The organism is Chryseobacterium sp. Leaf394 (genome assembly GCF_001424105.1).
Lineage (GTDB): Bacteria > Bacteroidota > Bacteroidia > Flavobacteriales > Weeksellaceae > Chryseobacterium.
The window spans coordinates 109,590-128,064 of the sequence record NZ_LMQH01000004.1 but is presented as its reverse complement, the minus strand read 5'-3'; the positions used below and the strand labels follow the sequence as shown (position 1 = coordinate 128,064).

The 18,475-nt window shown below is 35.8% G+C and carries 19 protein-coding genes and 1 tRNA gene; 15 read left to right on the top strand and 5 right to left on the bottom strand.

The window, feature by feature from the left end; all coding sequences use genetic code 11:
• Nucleotides 1–4: 4 nt before the first annotated feature.
• A complete protein-coding gene (locus ASG21_RS01285; protein ID WP_056013289.1) occupies nucleotides 5–1,246 on the bottom strand; it encodes a tyrosine-type recombinase/integrase in 1,242 nt (413 codons plus the stop codon).
• 277 nt (nucleotides 1,247–1,523) lie between these two features.
• On the bottom strand, nucleotides 1,524–3,497 hold the full coding sequence (locus ASG21_RS01280; RefSeq protein WP_056074842.1) for a DUF2075 domain-containing protein: 1,974 nt from the start codon (nucleotides 3,495–3,497) through the stop codon (nucleotides 1,524–1,526).
• Between the two features lie 575 nt (nucleotides 3,498–4,072).
• On the opposite strand from ASG21_RS01280, the gene ASG21_RS01275 reads away from it, so the two are divergent.
• Genes ASG21_RS01275 through pyk form a run of 5 tightly spaced genes read left to right on the top strand, consistent with a single transcriptional unit; the run spans nucleotide 4,073 to nucleotide 8,251 of the window.
• Nucleotides 4,073–4,312, top strand: a complete 240-nt coding sequence (locus ASG21_RS01275; RefSeq protein WP_002976354.1) for an acyl carrier protein — start codon at nucleotides 4,073–4,075, stop codon at nucleotides 4,310–4,312.
• 32 nt (nucleotides 4,313–4,344) lie between these two features.
• Nucleotides 4,345–5,589: a beta-ketoacyl-ACP synthase II gene (gene fabF, locus ASG21_RS01270; RefSeq protein ID WP_056074840.1), complete on the top strand. Its 1,245-nt coding sequence runs from the start codon at nucleotides 4,345–4,347 to the stop codon at nucleotides 5,587–5,589.
• Between the two features lie 8 nt (nucleotides 5,590–5,597).
• On the top strand, nucleotides 5,598–6,362 hold the full coding sequence (rnc, locus tag ASG21_RS01265) for a ribonuclease III (RefSeq protein ID WP_056074838.1): 765 nt from the start codon (nucleotides 5,598–5,600) through the stop codon (nucleotides 6,360–6,362).
• The gene (locus ASG21_RS01260) at nucleotides 6,340–6,813 is read left to right on the top strand and encodes an IPExxxVDY family protein (protein ID WP_056074836.1); all 474 of its coding nucleotides are present in this window, start codon (nucleotides 6,340–6,342) and stop codon (nucleotides 6,811–6,813) included. Before rnc ends, ASG21_RS01260 begins: the two co-directional genes overlap by 23 nt.
• Nucleotides 6,806–8,251 (top strand): pyruvate kinase, encoded by a 1,446-nt coding sequence (pyk, locus tag ASG21_RS01255; RefSeq protein ID WP_056074834.1) that lies wholly within the window; start codon nucleotides 6,806–6,808, stop codon nucleotides 8,249–8,251. Before ASG21_RS01260 ends, pyk begins: the two co-directional genes overlap by 8 nt.
• A gap of 72 nt (nucleotides 8,252–8,323) precedes the next feature.
• Here pyk and ASG21_RS01250 read toward each other — a convergent pair whose 3' ends face one another.
• Entirely contained in the window at nucleotides 8,324–9,832 is a 1,509-nt protein-coding gene (locus ASG21_RS01250) for a DUF4394 domain-containing protein (RefSeq protein ID WP_056075230.1), read from the bottom strand.
• Between the two features lie 244 nt (nucleotides 9,833–10,076).
• Between ASG21_RS01250 and tuf the strand changes: the two genes are divergently transcribed.
• From tuf to ASG21_RS01220, 6 genes are all read left to right on the top strand, one after another.
• A complete protein-coding gene (gene tuf, locus ASG21_RS01245) occupies nucleotides 10,077–11,288 on the top strand; it encodes an elongation factor Tu (protein ID WP_048508468.1) in 1,212 nt (403 codons plus the stop codon).
• A gap of 53 nt (nucleotides 11,289–11,341) precedes the next feature.
• Nucleotides 11,342–11,412 (top strand) — tRNA-Trp (locus tag ASG21_RS01240).
• Nucleotides 11,413–11,424: 12 nt separating this feature from the next.
• Nucleotides 11,425–11,631 carry a preprotein translocase subunit SecE gene (secE, locus tag ASG21_RS01235; RefSeq protein ID WP_056074831.1) on the top strand — a complete coding sequence of 69 codons (207 nt, stop codon included), beginning with the start codon at nucleotides 11,425–11,427 and terminating at the stop codon, nucleotides 11,629–11,631.
• A gap of 17 nt (nucleotides 11,632–11,648) precedes the next feature.
• Nucleotides 11,649–12,191 (top strand): transcription termination/antitermination protein NusG, encoded by a 543-nt coding sequence (nusG, locus tag ASG21_RS01230; protein ID WP_056074830.1) that lies wholly within the window; start codon nucleotides 11,649–11,651, stop codon nucleotides 12,189–12,191.
• A gap of 73 nt (nucleotides 12,192–12,264) precedes the next feature.
• Complete coding sequence (locus ASG21_RS01225) at nucleotides 12,265–13,512, top strand: hypothetical protein (protein WP_056074828.1); 1,248 nt, start codon at nucleotides 12,265–12,267, stop codon at nucleotides 13,510–13,512.
• 113 nt (nucleotides 13,513–13,625) lie between these two features.
• The gene (locus ASG21_RS01220) at nucleotides 13,626–14,486 is read left to right on the top strand and encodes a hypothetical protein (RefSeq protein ID WP_056074826.1); all 861 of its coding nucleotides are present in this window, start codon (nucleotides 13,626–13,628) and stop codon (nucleotides 14,484–14,486) included.
• A gap of 3 nt (nucleotides 14,487–14,489) precedes the next feature.
• Here ASG21_RS01220 and ASG21_RS01215 read toward each other — a convergent pair whose 3' ends face one another.
• Entirely contained in the window at nucleotides 14,490–15,224 is a 735-nt protein-coding gene (locus tag ASG21_RS01215) for a hypothetical protein (RefSeq protein WP_056074825.1), read from the bottom strand.
• 6 nt (nucleotides 15,225–15,230) lie between these two features.
• Nucleotides 15,231–15,731 carry a hypothetical protein gene (locus tag ASG21_RS01210; protein WP_128414182.1) on the bottom strand — a complete coding sequence of 167 codons (501 nt, stop codon included), beginning with the start codon at nucleotides 15,729–15,731 and terminating at the stop codon, nucleotides 15,231–15,233.
• Between the two features lie 218 nt (nucleotides 15,732–15,949).
• On the opposite strand from ASG21_RS01210, the gene rplK reads away from it, so the two are divergent.
• The 4 genes from rplK to rplL are packed head-to-tail and all read left to right on the top strand — an operon-like array spanning nucleotide 15,950 to nucleotide 18,122.
• Nucleotides 15,950–16,396 carry a 50S ribosomal protein L11 gene (gene rplK / locus ASG21_RS01205; protein WP_034679146.1) on the top strand — a complete coding sequence of 149 codons (447 nt, stop codon included), beginning with the start codon at nucleotides 15,950–15,952 and terminating at the stop codon, nucleotides 16,394–16,396.
• Nucleotides 16,397–16,407: 11 nt separating this feature from the next.
• Nucleotides 16,408–17,100: a 50S ribosomal protein L1 gene (gene rplA, locus ASG21_RS01200; RefSeq protein ID WP_056074820.1), complete on the top strand. Its 693-nt coding sequence runs from the start codon at nucleotides 16,408–16,410 to the stop codon at nucleotides 17,098–17,100.
• A gap of 17 nt (nucleotides 17,101–17,117) precedes the next feature.
• A complete protein-coding gene (gene rplJ / locus ASG21_RS01195) occupies nucleotides 17,118–17,705 on the top strand; it encodes a 50S ribosomal protein L10 (protein WP_056074817.1) in 588 nt (195 codons plus the stop codon).
• A gap of 48 nt (nucleotides 17,706–17,753) precedes the next feature.
• Nucleotides 17,754–18,122, top strand: coding sequence for a 50S ribosomal protein L7/L12 (gene rplL / locus ASG21_RS01190; RefSeq protein WP_056074815.1), 369 nt, complete (start codon nucleotides 17,754–17,756; stop codon nucleotides 18,120–18,122).
• The last annotated feature ends 353 nt before the right edge of the window (nucleotides 18,123–18,475 follow it).

Genomic DNA, 18,475 nt, shown 5'->3' with positions numbered 1-18,475 from the left:
GTGATTATTTAAAAACCTCATTCATATAGTTGATTTTATCATCTTCGCTTGGTCTGTAGTAGGCATTAAACACTTCTAAGCTGGTATGACCCGTGTAGCTCATAATTACCTTATCCGGAACTCGTTTGTTCTTCATTATAGTAATAAAACTTCTTCTTGCAGTATGCGAGGAAATTCTCGTCCAAAATTCAGCTTTTTGGTCTACCAGCTCATCACCATATTTCATAGTTTTTTTTATTTCATCGGTAAACTCTAACTTTTTAAAAACCTCTTTAATATATTCATTCATCTTTTGATTTGTAATACTTGGCAGATTATAATCATACTTTTCAAGTATTGATTTAGAAATACTGTTTAAAGGAATTGCTAAGTTTTTAGATTTACTTTTTAAATCAATAACCCGTATGAAATTTCCGTCAACATCACTTCTGGAAATCGTACTGTAATTGCCAAACCTCATTCCTGTAGTACAACCAAAAACAAAAAGATCACGAACCTTTTCTAATCTTTTGTTTTCACTGAGATTGTAATTATATATGAGTTCAACTTGTTCATAATTCAAAGCTATTTCATCAGTTGTAAATTTCGCAGGTTTCTTGAAAGCAATAAAATTGTTATTGTAAGTATATTTTTTATTTAGAGCCCAAAGAAGAAAAGTCTTGAGCAGACCAACATTTCTATGTAATGTATTTGCAGAATGTTTCTTTTCTTCAATACAATATTTTAGAAATTTGTTATAAAGTTTATTGTCAAATTTTCCTAAGCTGATCTTTACTTTGCTATTGCTTTCAAAATCTTCGAGTAAATTCTTATTGCATTTGTAACGCTTTAGAGTTGAGTTTGAAATCGAATTACCAGTATAGTCGTTTTCCTTCTCATCTAAAAACTCCTGATAAATTCTAAAGAAATCACTTTTAACTGTTATTTTTTTGAATTTTTCATCAAATCTTTGTTTAAGAATATCAACGGTAAGTTCTTCATTTATGTTCTTATATCGATTAACAATCTCTGTAAAAAAACTACTATATCTATCCAACTGCATTTTAACACTTCGATGAATCTCTGCCCTTTTAGTTCTTCCGTTTAGGTCATTAGGTTGCCTACCTTCAAAATCCCATTCGGTTGGTTTTATTTTCTCACCAGTAGAATAGATAAAATTCTTACTTTCATTGTTGAAAAATGAACGGAAATAAATCAGAGTTTCCTTTGTACCATTGGGTTGCTTGAGTTTAAAAGTGTAATTCATCAGGTGCCAGTTTAGGTGCTACTTCTTCTATATTTAGACATAAAAACTAAGTATATTAGTTTATACAAATATAGTTAAAATGCTGATAAANTAGAGAACTTACATATTTTAAGTTATGTTAAAATATATAAGGTTCGAAAACCTCCAACTCCACAGGGATAAAATAAACCACTGGATTTCAGTGGTTTATTTTTTTTTGTTTCAAATCTGATTGTAGGCTTTAGTACCAAATTTTTTTATGATTTCTCATTAGGCTTTTTATAATATCTTGTTGTACCTACAATATTTCAAAGCCAATACTTTTTAAATACTCAAAAGTTGAATTATAAAATTCTGGCAGTCGAGTGTGATCCTCAGGATTTCCTTCAGGTACAACAATTATCATCCCTTGCCTAGATCTTGTAAGCAAAACTCTGTAAGCATTAAGAAGATACTTTTTTCTAACGTCTTTATGTATATTTTGCCATTTGCTGCCAACGAAAGAGTATGACTTCCACTCATTATTGACAAACCTTAAATCACCATCCCAGATGACGCAAGACCAATCCAATTCAAGTCCTTGCACCTGAAACTCGGTTGCAACATCTTCTAGAAAGTAGCTAGATCTAATATCATTTTTATCATCTAAAAACCAATTTACGTGATTGATTGGAGTTTTTACATCAATCGCTAAAGGCTTTAAACGGTAAGCTTGTGATGAAACAACTAAACCATATCGTTCCGATCCTCTGGCTTTTTCTTTTAACCAGTCTTTGGCTTTATTTAAATCTCGTGTTAAAACAACTGGATATTTATCTTGAAGATCGAGTAAAGTCTGTTGTGAATTATCATCAATATCAAGAATTTGCTTAACAAGTTTTGATAAATGTTCAGCTCGAAAGGAACGCATTGAAACAGAAAGATGCAGTTCAGGATTATATACTATTTGATTACTTTTTCCCAATGATTCAATTGCTAATTGTGCTGCATATTCGCTATCAAATAGATTTGGTGAAATATGAGTTTCCCAATCTGGAAATTTATTTTTTACAGCATTAAGCCATTCGGAAATTCCTGCCTCGCCTGTATTGATTTCTTGTCCGCCACCAACAAGGCAAATCACAACAGCCCAGTCCTGATGTCGATCTAAACAAGAAATTAAAAACTCTGGTTCAGAAAACTGAAAATTAGTAATACCTTTTTTCTGCTGCATAAATTTGACCGTTTGTTCTTTGGTCCAGGCTCGCTGTGCCTCATCAAAAATTGCAACGTGATCGTAAGGCGCTTTAGGATCTCTTAAGTATTCATCTCTATAATGGTGAATGATTTGGATAAAAGTTTTTACACTTTCTCTTGCCTGTTTTTTTGTGATTTTATTCCCTTTTAGCTTTTCCTGAACAACTCTATCTCTTGTAAGGGCTTCTTGTAAAATGTCAACTAAGGGTTTATTTCCTGAAAGAAAAACGCTTGAATTACCTTTCTCCTTATCCAGGTGTTCAGCAGCTACCTTTAATCCAACGAGAGTTTTACCCGCTCCAGGAACGCCCGTAACAAAACATATAATTTTTTTGTTATTATTTTTTGCAAGCTCAATCGTTTCAGAAATATAATTTGTTGTAATACTTAAATTTTTAGCATCCGCATCGCTTCTCGTAATATTTTCAACATTATGATTATTGTATAAACTTACTGCTGCTTCAATTATAGTAGGTGTAGGTGAATAACTTCCTTGCACATAGTCTTCACTATCAATGGATTCATTTGACGAAAAGAAATTTAATACCGAATTTATTGTTTTCTGCAAATCTGCAGCATTTGTTTTTAGTGGATTTATAAGATTATCCTGATGACTTGTGCTAATTATTTCAATATAAGAGGAATTTGCTTGCGTAGCCACTAAAATAGGAACCAGTAGTAAATTATGACTTGGTTGGTGAAAGTTTTTTAAATCTAAAGCATAATCCCAAACTTGTTCAACATTGTGATTAAGATATTCTTTTTCGCCTACCTTAAACTCAATTACAAAAACAATATTTTTTATTATCAGTAAACAATCCACTCTTTTTCCCATTCTGGGTATTGAAAACTCAAAGAATAATCGTCCCTCATAATCAACCAGGATTTCCTGAAGTAGATTAATTTGAAATTCCCAGGCAAAAAGTTCTGTGTTAATGTGCCCAAGTCTTCCATTTACAGAAATTTCTCCAATTATAGTTTGTAAAGATTTTTGAAGAAAATTTTTAATTGAGTCTGAGTAATAATAATTGAGCATTTTTATTTTAATTAAATCTAAAACTTATATAATTTTAATGACTGAACTCTAAGCAAAGACTGTCCTGACAAGACCTTTAAAGGATCCTACTGAACTAGCATTTTTTTTAGAAATCTTTATTTTTGACATGAGAGAAATTTAATATTGTATAGGATTTTTAACTGAAATATATGATTACAGAAACAAAAATAATTAAATTCCAATATAGCAATCCTAACTTAAAAACAAGTTGTAGTTGTGTAAAAGCGTAAAGTTACACATGAATTTTCAATGAAAAATGTGGAAATCCATAATTAAAGAATTATTTAGAAACTCTTTTGTAGGTCATTCGTTTTACTAAAAGACTATTAAATAATAACTTAAGAAAACAAGGAGTTAGATTTACCTACTTTAAAACTATAACTCTATTCTATTTTGTCATAAAATAATAAAAATTCTAATCCCTTGATTACGAAAACACTAAAACGCACCGTATTAAAATAACGATAGTCTACCGACAAAAAAGACTAAAAAAATGTTTTATCGTAAAGAATTTTATATATTTGCACCATCTAACAATAAAAAAAATATTTACTATGTCAGACATTGCATCAAGAGTAAAAGCTATCATCGCTGATAAGCTTGACGTTGAAGAAACAGAAGTGACTCCTGAGGCTAGCTTCACAAACGATTTAGGAGCAGACTCACTAGATACAGTTGAGTTAATCATGGAATTTGAAAAAGAATTCAATATTCAAATCCCTGATGATCAGGCTGAAAAAATTACTACTGTAGGTCACGCTATCGCTTATATCGAAGAAGTAGTAAATAAATAATATTCTTCAACAAAGAACTTTAAAGAAAATTTATGGAATTAAAAAGAGTAGTTGTAACTGGTTTCGGAGCATTAACGCCAATAGGCAACAATGCACAGGAATACTGGGAAAATCTTGTAAAAGGTGAGAGCGGTGCCGCTCCGATTACTCTTTTTGATGCCACAAATTTTAAAACAAAATTTGCCTGCGAGGTAAAAAACTTCGATCCTCTTCAGCACTTCGACAAGAAGGAAGCTAAAAAGATGGATAGAAACACACAATTCGGAATGGTTGCAGCCAGAGAGGCTGTAGCTCATTCACGAATTATTGAAGATAACGTAGATAAACTGAGGGTAGGGGTAATCTGGGGCTCCGGAATTGGCGGTCTTGAAACTTTCGAAACAGAAGTTTTGGGCTGGGCAAATACGGATATTCCAAGATTTAATCCTTTCTTTATTCCTAAAATGATTGCGGACATCACACCGGGACATATTTCTATCGAATATGGTTTCCACGGTCCGAATTATACTACGGTTTCAGCATGTGCATCTTCTGCCAACGCTATTATCGATTCTAAAATGCTGATCCAGCTCGGAAAGGCAGATGTAATCGTGTGCGGAGGTTCTGAAGCTGCCGTTACTGCAAGTGGAGTGGGAGGCTTTAACGCTATGATGGCGCTTTCTACAAGAAATGATGATCCTACAACAGCTTCAAGACCTTTTGACAAAGACAGAGACGGATTTGTACTGGGCGAAGGGGCAGGATGTATTATTCTTGAAGAGTATGAGCACGCTGTGAAACGTGGAGCAACAATTTATGCAGAGTTATTAGGTGGAGGAATGAGTGCTGATGCACATCACATGACTGCGCCACATCCTGAAGGTTTGGGAGCTTATCTTGTAATGAAAAACTGTCTGGAAGATGCAGGTTTAACTGCTGATGATGTAGATCATATCAACATGCATGGTACATCTACGCCATTGGGAGACATCGCAGAATCCAATGCAATTTCAAGATTACTTGGCGAGCATGCCTATAACATTCAGATTAATTCTACAAAATCAATGACCGGTCACCTTCTGGGTGCAGCTGGTGTAATTGAAGCAATTGCTGCTATCGGAACGATCATTAACGGTATTGTGCCGCCAACGATCAATCATTTTACCGATGATGAAAAAATCGACAGCAGACTGAACTTTACCTTTAACGAAGCGGCGAAGAAAGATGTGAAGGTTGCTATGAGCAATACATTCGGATTTGGTGGACACAATGCTTGCGTTCTTTTTAAGAAAATCTAAATTTACAAATGGAGTTACAGAAATATTTTTCTAAATTCCTACTCAAACAAAGAAAAAGAATACTCACAGAGAGAGACTTTTTCCTCAGTACAGAATTATACAAAATTTTAGGTGCTGAGGTGAATAATGTCGACCTTTATCGTGAGGCTTTTTCGCTGAAAAGTTCTTCTAAAAACGGCGAAAGAAATTACGAAAGACTTGAGTTTTTGGGAGATTCTGTTTTGGGAACTATTATTTCCTGCCATTTATTTCAAAACTATCCTCAGGCTAATGAAGGATATCTTACGCAGATGAAATCTAAAATCGTCAACCGTAAGAACCTCAATAAACTGGGCGAAGACCTGAAACTTACACAGCTCCTGCAGAAGCAGACTGCTGTAATGGCTTTGGGAGAAAATATCTGCGGAAATCTGTTTGAAGCTCTGGTTGGCGCGGTTTATCTTGATTTTCAGTATGATACCTGCAAAAGGATCGTGCTGGAAAGACTTTTGACACCGTCAGAAATTATCAAGCTTGAAAACAAAATTGTAAGCTACAAAGGTCTTCTTTTAGAATGGGCTCAGAAGAAGAAACTGAATATAAAATACGAAACCTGCGAAGAAATTCAGCCCAATAAGGCGGTGGTTTTCAGATGTCATGTCTGCTTTGGTGACGAAAAAATAGCCAATGCCACAGAAACTTCAAAAAAGAAAGCCGAAGAGAAAGCTGCGCAGCGGGCATTTTATATTTTAAACAAAAAGGAAAATATTCTTGGAAGTACAAAAACTTTATGATCTTGATGAGATAGAATCCGAAGATATCACCATTGGATTGGTGAGGTTGGTAAAGTCTATGCACGATCACGAGTTTTTCTTTAAAATAAACAGGAATTCTCATCTGAGTTTCTCCAGAATAAAGGATCTCATATTTAATGGTTCCTACTACGATTACTGCTTTCCCCGTTTTGAAGCATATCACAAATTTACAAAAACATGCTACACTTTCATATCAAACAGATCATCTGAAAGTAGGCAAAAAAAAATTCAGACCGAGCTCTTTGCGGAAGAAGATAACATTAAATTTTTATTAAATAATCAGCCTGATGTGGAATATATTCTGCACAGTTCAGAACAATATGCTGATTTTTCCGTAATTTTGCTCCCTGAAAATCTTGTATTTCCAATACAGGATTATATATTGAGTTCTGATGAAGAACTTTATCAAATAATACAGTATTATGAATAAGTATTTAAAGAAGACAAAAATCATTGCAACACTTGGGCCGGCTTCATCTTCAAAGGAAGTCATGTTGGGATTAATGAAGGCAGGTGTTGATATTTTCAGAATAAATTTTTCACACGCAGATTACGATTTGGTTCGAAGCAATATCTCCATTATCAGAGAGCTGAATGCGGAATATGGTTATTCAGTAGGGATTTTGGGAGATCTTCAGGGTCCTAAACTGAGAGTAGGGGTTGTAAAAGAAGGTTCTTATCTCAATCCTGGTGATGTACTTACATTTACCAATGAAAAAATTGAGGGAGATTCTACAAAAGTTTACATGACTTACCAGCAGTTTCCTCAGGATGTAAAGGTTGGTGAAAGAATCCTTATCGACGATGGTAAACTTGTTTTACAAGTTCTGGAAACTAATAATTTAGATACCGTTAAGGCTAAAACCATTCAGGGTGGACCTTTAAGTTCTAAAAAAGGGGTTAACCTTCCCAACACCAATGTTTCTCTTCCGGCTTTGACGGAAAAAGACATTCAGGATGCCAACTTTATGATGGATATGGAAGTAGACTGGATCGCACTTTCATTCGTCCGTCATGCTCAGGATATTATTGATCTGAAAGATTTAATTGCGACTCACCCTAACGGTAAGTTTAAAACGCCAATTATTGCTAAAATTGAAAAGCCTGAAGGTGTAAAAAATATCGACGAAATTTTATTGGAATGTGACGGACTGATGGTTGCACGTGGTGACCTCGGTGTAGAAGTTCCTATGGAAGAAGTTCCTGCTATTCAGAAAAATCTGGTAGAAAGAGCGAGATTCTTTTCAAAACCTGTAATCATTGCTACTCAAATGATGGAAACAATGATCAACAGCCTTACGCCTACAAGAGCAGAGGTGAATGACGTTGCAAATTCTGTACTGGATGGTGCTGATGCCGTAATGCTTTCGGGTGAAACTTCAGTGGGAAGATATCCTGTACAGGTAGTTGAAAATATGGCTAAAATTGTGAAGAATATTGAGATGACTCATTTTTATCAGCACAAAAATGCGCCTATTGAAAAAGATTACAACTGTATCGATGAGCGTTTCATCACAAACCGTGTTTGTCTTGCAGCAGTAAGAATTGCCAAAACGACCAATGTTTCTGCTATTGTAACCTTAACGAATTCCGGATACACAGCTTTCCAGCTTTCCGCACACAGACCAAATTCTCACATCATCGTCTACAGCGGAAACAGAAGAGTAATCAACATGCTGAATCTTCTTTGGGGTGTAAGAGCGTATTACTATGATATGAATAAATCTACAGATGAAACTATTATTCAGGTTAATATGCTTACGCACAACTACGGTTACATCGAATCAGGAGATTTTGTAATCAACATCAACGCAACACCGTCATTCGAAGGTGGTAAAACAAATACATTAAGACTGACCACTGTGTAAATCTTAACGTCATAAACAAAAAAATCTCACGAAAATTTCGTGAGATTTTTTTTTGAAATTATTTTTGAATGATTAGAATCCTAAACCAACTGCAAATCCTTTCACCGGATTCGGGAATGATGCTGAAGATGTAGCAGCTCCCGTCGTAAGATTTACAACATAAATTTTATTTTCAGTACCTACAGATGCCAAAAGATAAGCTTTCTGAGACATCGCACCAATATCAAATCCGTTCGCTGATGTGATATTGATTCCTAAAGCACCTCTTTCAACTAAAACACCTCCGTTAGGTGGATTCTGAAGATACAATCTGTCAGTGTTATGATCAATTACAAAAAGTTCTGTAGCAGTTGCTCCAGCGAAATTGTTAGTGTACGCTGCTGAACTTACATTAGGCGTACCTGGATTCAGTACAGTATCAATCGCTGTTACAGCACCGGTAACAGGGTCTAGTCTTAAGTTTTGTCCCGTATTGCTGACTACTCTTATTTTATCCACAGTAGGATTAAAATCAAATCCGAACTCAGTTCCTACTAAAGGAGTTGTAAGTGTACCTGTACCAACCTGCGTTGCACCACCGGTACCGAGATTAATTGTATAGATTCTGCTTGAGCTTCCCAAAGCGTAAAGTTGTCCGTTGAGCGGTCTGAAGTCAATTCCTAAAATGCCCTCACCAGCCTGTAGACCTCCAATAGCTTTAGAAACCATACCCTGTGAAGGATCGTTAGGATTAAAGATCTGTAACTCATTAGCATTATTCACAGCGTAAGCCACCGGATTAGTCGGGATCGCAATATCAACTACTTTTGAAGGTAAAGCACCAATGCTGGAAGCTTTTCCTGTAGCAAGATCTACACTGTATAAAGCATTTTGTCCGCCGCTTGTTACTGCCATTAATGCATTTTTATTATCTGGGCTGATGTCAAAAGCAGCCTGACCTGTAAAAGTAAAACCTAAATTTCCTACTTCTGCCAAAGTACCGTTGTTTGGTGGGTCTTGTTTAAATAATTTTCCTGCAGTTACATCAATATCATATAAAGTAGTGCTTGTGGCTCCAGATGTACTGTTTGTGTATGCAATTCCAGTTATCGATGAAGTTGTTGCAATAGCGCCGTCAGTTGCGGCAGTTGCTCCGGTTTCAGGATGTAATCTTAGATTTTGTCCGGTACTGGTCACCAAACGGATTCTGTCTACTGTAGGATTGAAATCAATCGAAGCAATCGTTCCTGAAATTGCCGGAGTAAAAGCTGTTGTGCTTACTACCCGTGCCGATGCATTCGCAGGATTAATTACATACAGTTTACTCGCACTGGATAATGCATAAAGCTCACCGGTTGCAGGTCTGAAATCGATGCTCATCAGTTTTTCGCCAGCCGTGATACCTGTTATTGCAGTTTTAGAGATAAATGTTCCGGTGTTTTTGGCATTGAATGAGGTGATCTCATTACTGTCCGTCAGTCCATACACCATAAGATCGGGTCCCTGTACCATTGGATCCATTCCGTTTACATCGTCGTCGTTACATGATAATGTTGTACTCATAACAGCTCCTGCTACAAGTAGAGAAAGTAGTTTGTTCATAATATTTAATATTTGAATTAATAGTTCTCTCATATACGAGATAAAAATAGATTCGGATTTGCTTTGAGATTTTTTTAATTGAAATATTTGTTTAAATTTGCAATTCCATATTTGGAAAACAAAAGGTTCGCGGGTATTTTGGTTTGTTTCGAAAAGTTTTTTCAATAAAAAGTTTTTGATATTTAAAAAATCGTTATATTTGCACACCGAAAATTTGAATAACAATAAATAAATAATTTAAATCATGGCAAAGGAAACGTTTAATCGTAACAAACCACACTTGAACATTGGTACTATTGGTCACGTTGACCATGGTAAAACTACACTTACTGCAGCAATTTCTGCTGTATTAGCGAGCAAAGGTCTTGCTGAGAAAAAAGATTTCTCTGCTATTGACTCTGCTCCTGAAGAAAAAGAAAGAGGTATCACGATCAATACTGCTCACATCGAGTACGAAACTGAAAAAAGACACTACGCTCACGTTGACTGCCCAGGTCACGCGGATTACGTAAAGAACATGGTAACTGGTGCTGCTCAGATGGACGGTGCTATCGTTGTATGTGCTGCTACAGACGGACCAATGCCTCAAACTAGAGAGCACATCCTTCTTTGTCGTCAGGTAAACGTACCTAGAATCGTTGTATTCATGAACAAAGTTGACATGGTAGACGATGCTGAATTATTAGAGCTAGTTGAAATGGAACTTAGAGATCTATTGTCTACTTACGAATTCGACGGAGATAACTCTCCAGTAATTCAAGGTTCTGCATTAGGAGCTCTTACTGCTGCTACTGCTGCTACTCCTGATACTGAAGACAAGTGGTTCAAATCAGTTGAAGAATTGATGGACGCTGTTGACACTTGGATCGAGCAACCACCAAGAGATACTGAAAAGCCATTCTTGATGCCAATCGAAGACGTATTCTCTATTACAGGTAGAGGTACTGTAGCAACTGGTAGAATCGAGGCTGGTGTTATCAACACTGGAGATCCAGTTGATATCGTAGGTATGGGTGATGAGAAATTAACTTCTACTATTACAGGAGTTGAGATGTTCAGAAAAATCCTAGACAGAGGTGAAGCTGGTGATAACGTAGGTCTATTGTTGAGAGGTATTGAAAAAACTGACATCAAGAGAGGTATGGTAATCGCTAAGAAAGACTCTGTGAAGCCACACAAAAAATTCAAAGCATCTGTTTATATCCTTTCTAAGGAAGAAGGTGGACGTCACACTCCATTCCACAACAAGTACCGTCCTCAGTTCTACGTAAGAACTACTGACGTTACAGGTGAGATTTTCTTACCAGAAGGTGTAGAAATGGTAATGCCTGGTGATAACTTAGAGATCACTGTAGAATTGCTTCAGCCAATCGCTCTTAACGTAGGTCTTAGATTTGCGATCAGAGAAGGTGGTAGAACAGTTGGATCAGGTCAGGTTACTGAGATTATCGACTAATCATCTAAAATAAAATAAAGTTCCGTAAGGAAACTTACGGAACTTTTTAATCTACGGGCATCGTCCAATGGTAGGATACCGGTCTCCAACACCGTTGATCAGGGTTCGAATCCTTGTGCCCGTGCAAATATAAATTATGAGTTCATTTGTTGATTTTATAAAAGGTTCTTATAACGAATTCAGACATAAAGTTGAATGGCCGAAATGGTCAGATCTTCAGTCTTCTACAATTGTAGTGACTATAGCTACTGTGATTCTTGCATTGTTTACCTTTGGAGTTGATGAGCTTTTCTCTAAAGCAATCAGCAACATCATCGGAATGCTAATCAATATGTTCAACTAAAAAAGGATTTTCCCATAATGAGTGAATTGAAATGGTATGTGCTGAAAGCCATCAGCGGACAGGAAAATAAAGTGAAAAACTACATTGAAACAGAGATCAAACGTTTAGGGTTTGAGCAGTATGTTACTCAGGTAGTGATTCCAATGGAGAAAGTTATCGTGATGAGAAACGGTAAAAAGGTTCCAAAAGAAAAACCATATTATCCTGGTTACCTAATGGTGGAAGCAGATTTAATGGGAGAGATTCCCCACGTCATAAAAAACATTCCGGGAGTAATTTCTTTCTTAAGCTTAACAAAAGGAGGTGATCCTGTTCCAATGAGAAAGTCTGAAATCAACAGAATGCTCGGAAGAATGGATGAACTTTCAGAATTCGCTACTGATCTTGAAATTCCTTTCATCGTAGGAGAGAATGTAAAAGTAATCGATGGTCCTTTCAACGGATTCAACGGTACAGTAGAAAAAATCCTTGAAGACAAAAAGAAAATTGAAGTTTCTGTATTGATCTTCGGAAGAAAAACACCAATGGAGCTTAGCTTCATGCAGGTTGAAAAGGTTTAATACAGGATTATGTATATATAAAAGCGGATTTTTTTAATCCGCTTTTTTTATTTTCATAAATTTATGATTTAATATGTCGAAATTAGTCACTGCTGTACATCACCGCTGGTTTTTAAACTGGAATATTTTTTTAATATTCAACCTTATTGTTTTACTGCTAAAAATTGGGTTTTCCATAAGACTGGGTTTTCATGCTGATTTTTTTGAAGACTGGAAAATTGCAGAAAATCTTGCGGCGCATGGTGAGTATTCGTGGTATATTGATCATGGAAACTCAGCTTATAAACTTCCGGCTTACCCTTTGTATTTATACATTAATATCCTTGTCTTCGGAGTTTCGAATGCTGTACCAGTGATTATTATTACACAACACCTGTTCTATTTTATCATACCCATCATTATAAAACACATATTCACCAATTTCAAACTTCGTTCAGCAGGTATTTTAGCGGCTTATTTATTTATATTATCACCATCATATTTTTACTATTCCAATATTTTAGAAGCTACCAATCTTTTTATTCTTTTAACAGTATTATATGGGTGGCTGTACTCCTGTTTGTGGAAAGGAATGCACGCCTTAAGTCTGTTATTCTGTTTTGGTGTGGTGTCTGGAATCTTAGCTTTGACGCAGGTTGTTTTTATCCCAGTCATGGTCATACTGATGATATTTTTTCTTCTGAATAAGAAAAGTAAGGTAAAAAATGTGCTCTTTGTAATTATGGTGGGAACTTTAGTGTACAGTCCATGGGTTGTGAGAAATTATATTACATTTGATAAATTAATTCTTTCGAAAACTCCGGTTTGGCAAAATGTTTTTGTAGGTTATGTTTCAGAGTATCAGATTTTGTCTTCTAATCAGTTTATGAGTAAAGAATATGAAAAGAGTGTGTTTGATAAAGTGACGTTTGAAAATGAATTTTTTGCAGAAAAGGTTTACGAGCAGGAAGTTCTTAAAATTGTGGAAAAAGATAACTTAGCTCCCTTTAAGAAAGCCGTTAATAATTTCATTAGTCTATGGTATGTTCCAAAGATTTATTTTAATGACTACAGTTTTAAAATTTTGTTTGGAAGGAAGCTGTATGTTATTTTGATCAATACAGCTTTATTGCTCAGCTTGATTTTTTTGTTCAGAAAACATAAGCGTATTTTCTTTTTGTCATGTTTTTTGCTGGCGGGATTTACAGTGCCATATCTTGTGGGTCACGCTGCCAATATAAGATTTAAACTTGATTTTGAATGGATCCAAACCTGCATTATTGCACTTGCTTATGTTTTATTCAGAAACCTCAGACCTAAGTATAAGACTGCTGAGGATTAATTGTTTTAATAGCAGTTGTATTTTTAGAAGCTGAGAGAGATTATTCCTATATTTTCCATCGTTTGTTCTTCCCATTTTTTTACTTTTGCTTAAACTAAGCTAAACTAAAAACTGTGAAAATACTGCCATTGCTGACATTCTTATCAGCTTCCCTCTGTTTCGGGCAAGACCTGATTCATCATACTACCAATTATTTCGGACCAAACGCCAATCCTGTTCCTGAATTTACCGATGCATCAATTCCCGCATTTACGCAGGTTTCCTTTACCGGAGATTACTATTTCGGCCATGGTGACCAGACCATTTCCAATCTGACCGGAATTGAGGTTCCGTTAATTGCTGAAAAAGTTTCAGTAAAAGTATGGAAAACTTTAGTTGAACATTATTCTGTCACAGATGAAATCGTTGCAAGACGGCAAATGCAGAAAAACGAAGGCTTTGCTACCGGTGATTTTTATGTTCAGACGAGAATTAAATTGTTGTCTGAAGGCAAATTTAAACCTGATTTAATTTTAAATTCCAGCTTAAAAACGGCTTCAGGAAGCGATTTCAAAAACCGTCGCTTTTTCAACACTGCAGGATACTATTTTGATGTAGAAATGGGGAAGTCTTTCAGAATGAAAAGCTTTATTGATGAACTCAGAGTGGTTACAGATTTTGGATTTTATTCCTGGGATATCCAGACTCCCAATCTCAATGTTCAGGACGATGCGATTATGTACGGTTTGAAACTGATTTTAAAACACAAAAATATCAGTTGGGAAAATACCTTTTCAGGATATAATGGTTGGATTACACGTGTTAAAGATTATGGTGATAAACCTATGATTTTAGCATCAAAACTCAATCTCAAAACCACTGACGGAACTTTACTATTTCTGCAGTTTCAGCATGGAATACGGTACTTCCCTTATGAACAGGTGAGATTTGGAGTGCAGCTTCCATTAAAGAAACTGACCCCAAATTTCTTTTAAAATTTATAAAGTATACGAACTGATCAAACTGATGTTTTGAATATTCGCAGGATCTATGCTGTACTGTTTCACATCTGAATTGGTAAAAGCAAAAAGATGATTGTTGTCGATGATCAGATCCCGTGCAGGTACATTGGCTATGGTTTTTACCACATTCGGGTTTTGCGGATTGCTGATGTCAAAAATTACAATATCGTTTTTGTCGCAGATGTAAAGATAATTACCATTTAAAGCTAAACCTTTTGGCTCAGCAAGGTCACGCTGGGTAATAAGCTTTGGCTGCTGAATATTTGTAGTATCGTACACCATCAATACATTATTTGCAGCACCACAAACCGTATTGGAATGTAAGGTAACAAAAGCATGAGTACCGTTGGCAACCACCGGATCGCAGGCTCTGAGGTGTAACGCCTTAGATACATATTTAGGATTTTCAGGTTCTGCAGCAATATTGTAAATAAACATACCGTTGCGGGAACCTATAAAAAGATAATCACCATTTGAAAATAAGGTTTCAATATCAAATCCAACTTCTACCGTCCGTACTTTTACAGGATTTTCAGGATTTGTAATGCTGAAGACATTCAGGTTAGAATGATCAACCACATACATATTATTGTTTTTCAGAATGAAAGTTGCTGTGGAGCCTTCTTTCCCGTCACTGCCCTGTTTATCTGCCGAGTCATTATTACAGCCAAAAAGAAAGAATATAAGAAGTAAAATAGAAAATTTTTTCATGGTGTTTTATTTAAGTTTCCAGTCAACAATTATTTTATCAATCTGTGGTTCGCCTATAAAACCATCAGGAGACTGAATGGAGGGGAACACATTTTCTATTCTTTTTAAAACCTGCACTTCATCAGTTGAAGTATTTATTTTTAAAGCAACAAGATCGGTAGCTTGATTCACGTAGAGTACATCATTACGGATTGCTACATCTGTCGAGCCTAAAGCTTTCAGATACTTTATTTTTTTCGGGTTGGCAGGATCAGAATTATCTACAATATGGAAACCGTCGCGGCTGTCATTCACAAAAATGTACTGATCTTTAAGATAGATTTTAGCATTTTTGGTTGTAGGTTTAGGATTTTGAATCTTGATGTCAGACAGTTGAGCTCTTGTGGCATACACAGGTTCATACATAGATTGTTGCACGCCTGCAGGTTCGTCTTCGAAATTAAAGAGCCAGCAAGACTGCATCACAGATAATGAGGCGAATAATGCTAAAAATTTTAATTTTCTCATGGTATGGAGATTTGCGATAAAAGTAAACATTTAATTGAAATGTTGATATTAAAATAATTAATTTATTTCTGAACTTTAATGAGTTAACTATTTGCTAATTAAAATTATTTTCATAATTTTGCAGTCCGAAAAGTAGGTTTACTTTATGTGAGTGCGGTAACCTGCTGAATAATAAATGCTTCCAAACTCATTAATTATTCAAATTTAAAAAACAAACAATGGCTAAAAAAGTCTTTAAAATGGTTAAGCTCCAGGTAAAAGGAGGAGCAGCAAACCCATCTCCACCAGTAGGTCCGGCATTAGGTTCTGCAGGTGTGAACATCATGGAGTTTTGTAAGCAATTTAACGGAAGAACCCAAGATAAGCCAGGACAAGTTTTACCTGTAGTAATTACAGTGTACGAAGACAAATCTTTTGAATTCGTAATCAAAACTCCTCCTGCAGCAATCCAGTTGATGGATGCGGCTAAAATCAAAGGTGGTTCCGGAGAACCAAACAGAAACAAGGTAGGTGCTGTGTCTTGGGCTCAGGTTCAGAAGATCGCTGAAGACAAGATGACTGACCTTAACTGTTTTACTATGGATTCTGCAGTTTCTATGGTTGCAGGTACTGCTAGATCTATGGGATTAAGAGTAACAGGAACTAAACCAACTTTTAACGCTTAATACTTAAAGAAATGGCAAAATTGACTAAAAAGCAAAAAGAAGCTTTAAGCAAAGTAGAAAAAGGAAGAATCTATAACCTTGAAGAAGGTTCTGCTCTTGTGAAAGAAGTAAACACTACGAAGTTCGATGCTTCTGTAGATATCGCTGTAAGATTGGGTGTAGATCCAAGAAAAGCAAACCAAATGGTAAGAGGTGTTGTATCTCTTCCTCACGGTACCGGTAAAGATGTTAAAGTTTTGGCTTTGGTAACTCCGGATAAAGAAGCTGAAGCGAAAGAAGCTGGTGCTGACTATGTAGGTCTTGACGAATATTTACAGAAAATAAAAGAAGGTTGGACAGATGTTGACGTTATCGTTACAATGCCGGCTGTTATGGGTAAATTAGGACCATTGGGTAGAGTATTAGGACCAAGAGGTTTGATGCCTAACCCTAAATCAGGTACTGTAACGATGGAAATCGGTAAAGCAGTAACTGAAGTAAAAGCGGGTAAAATTGACTTTAAAGTAGATAAATACGGTATTATCCACGCTGGTATTGGTAAAGTATCTTTCGATGCTGCTAAAATCAAGGAAAATGCTCAGGAATTGATTTCTACTTTGATCAAAATGAAGCCAACTGCTGCTAAAGGTACTTATGTGAAGAGCATTTATCTGTCTTCTACTATGAGCCCGGGTATTGCAATTGATAGTAAATCTGTTAACTAATTATAATCCTTAAGACAATGACAAAAGACCAAAAAGTTGTAGCAATACAAGAGATCAAAGACTTGCTTCAGGATGCAAAAGTAATTTATGTAGCAGATCTTGACGGTTTGAACGCTGGTAAATCTTCTGACTTCAGAAGACAGGCTTTCAAGCAGAATATCAAAGTAAAAGTGGTGAAAAATACACTTTTGCAAAAAGCAATGGAACAGATTGAAGGAGTAGATTACTCTGAAATGTTCTCAACTTTCAAAGGAAACTCTGCATTAATGGTTGCTGAAACAGCTAACGCTCCGGCAAAATTAATCAAAGACTTTAGAAAGAAAGACGAAAAGCCAGCTTTGAAATCGGCTTTCGTACAGGAAACATTCTATGTTGGTGACAACAACCTTGATGCATTAGTAAACATCAAGTCTAGAGAAGAAATGATCGGTGAAATCATCGGATTACTTCAGTCTCCAATCCAAAGAGTTGTTTCTGCTCTTCAAAACAAAGCTGAAACTGCAGAAACTGCAACTGAAGAAGTTGCTGCTCCAGCAGTGGAAGAAACTCCAGCAACCGAAGCTCCGGACGCTGCTGCAGAAGGAGAAGCTCCAGCTGCAGAATAATTAGACTCTCAAAAAAATCAATCAATAATCAACAAAAACATTACAACAATGTCAGATTTAAAAAATTTAGCTGAAACGCTAGTAAACTTAACAGTAAAAGACGTAAACGAATTAGCAACTATCCTTAAAGACGAGTACGGAATCGAGCCTGCTGCTGCTGCAGTAGTAATGGCTGGTCCTGGTGCTGGTGAAGCTGCTGAAGAAAAGACAGAATTCGACGTAATTCTTAAGTCTGCAGGTGCTTCTAAATTGGCTATCGTTAAATTGGTAAAAGATTTAACTGGTGCTGGTCTTAAAGAGGCTAAAGATATCGTAGACGGAGCTCCTGCTGCTATTAAAGAAGGAATCTCTAAAGACGAGGCTGAAGCTCTTAAGAAGCAATTAGAAGAAGCTGGTGCTGAAGTAGAATTGAAATAATTTTCAGTTTAAAATATAAAGAAGCGGTAAACGAAAGTTTGCCGCTTTTTTTTTGGTTAAACCCTGTCTCTAACGTGTGAGTTTTATTTTATTTTCGGAAAAATGTATAAAATATGCGATTTTATATTTTTCAATTCTCGCAATCGCCCTATCCATCGTGATGCTATGTTTCAACTAGAAACAATGTTTGTACAGAAATAATGTTATGTATAATAATTTTCTCAAATAATTTCATTATGATTAAATTATATTTATTTAAAAACTAATTATATTATGAAATATTTAAAATAATCAAATTTTACTGACTAAAATCACATTAAATCGGCTTGTTTATTATTATTCTATGCATTGTA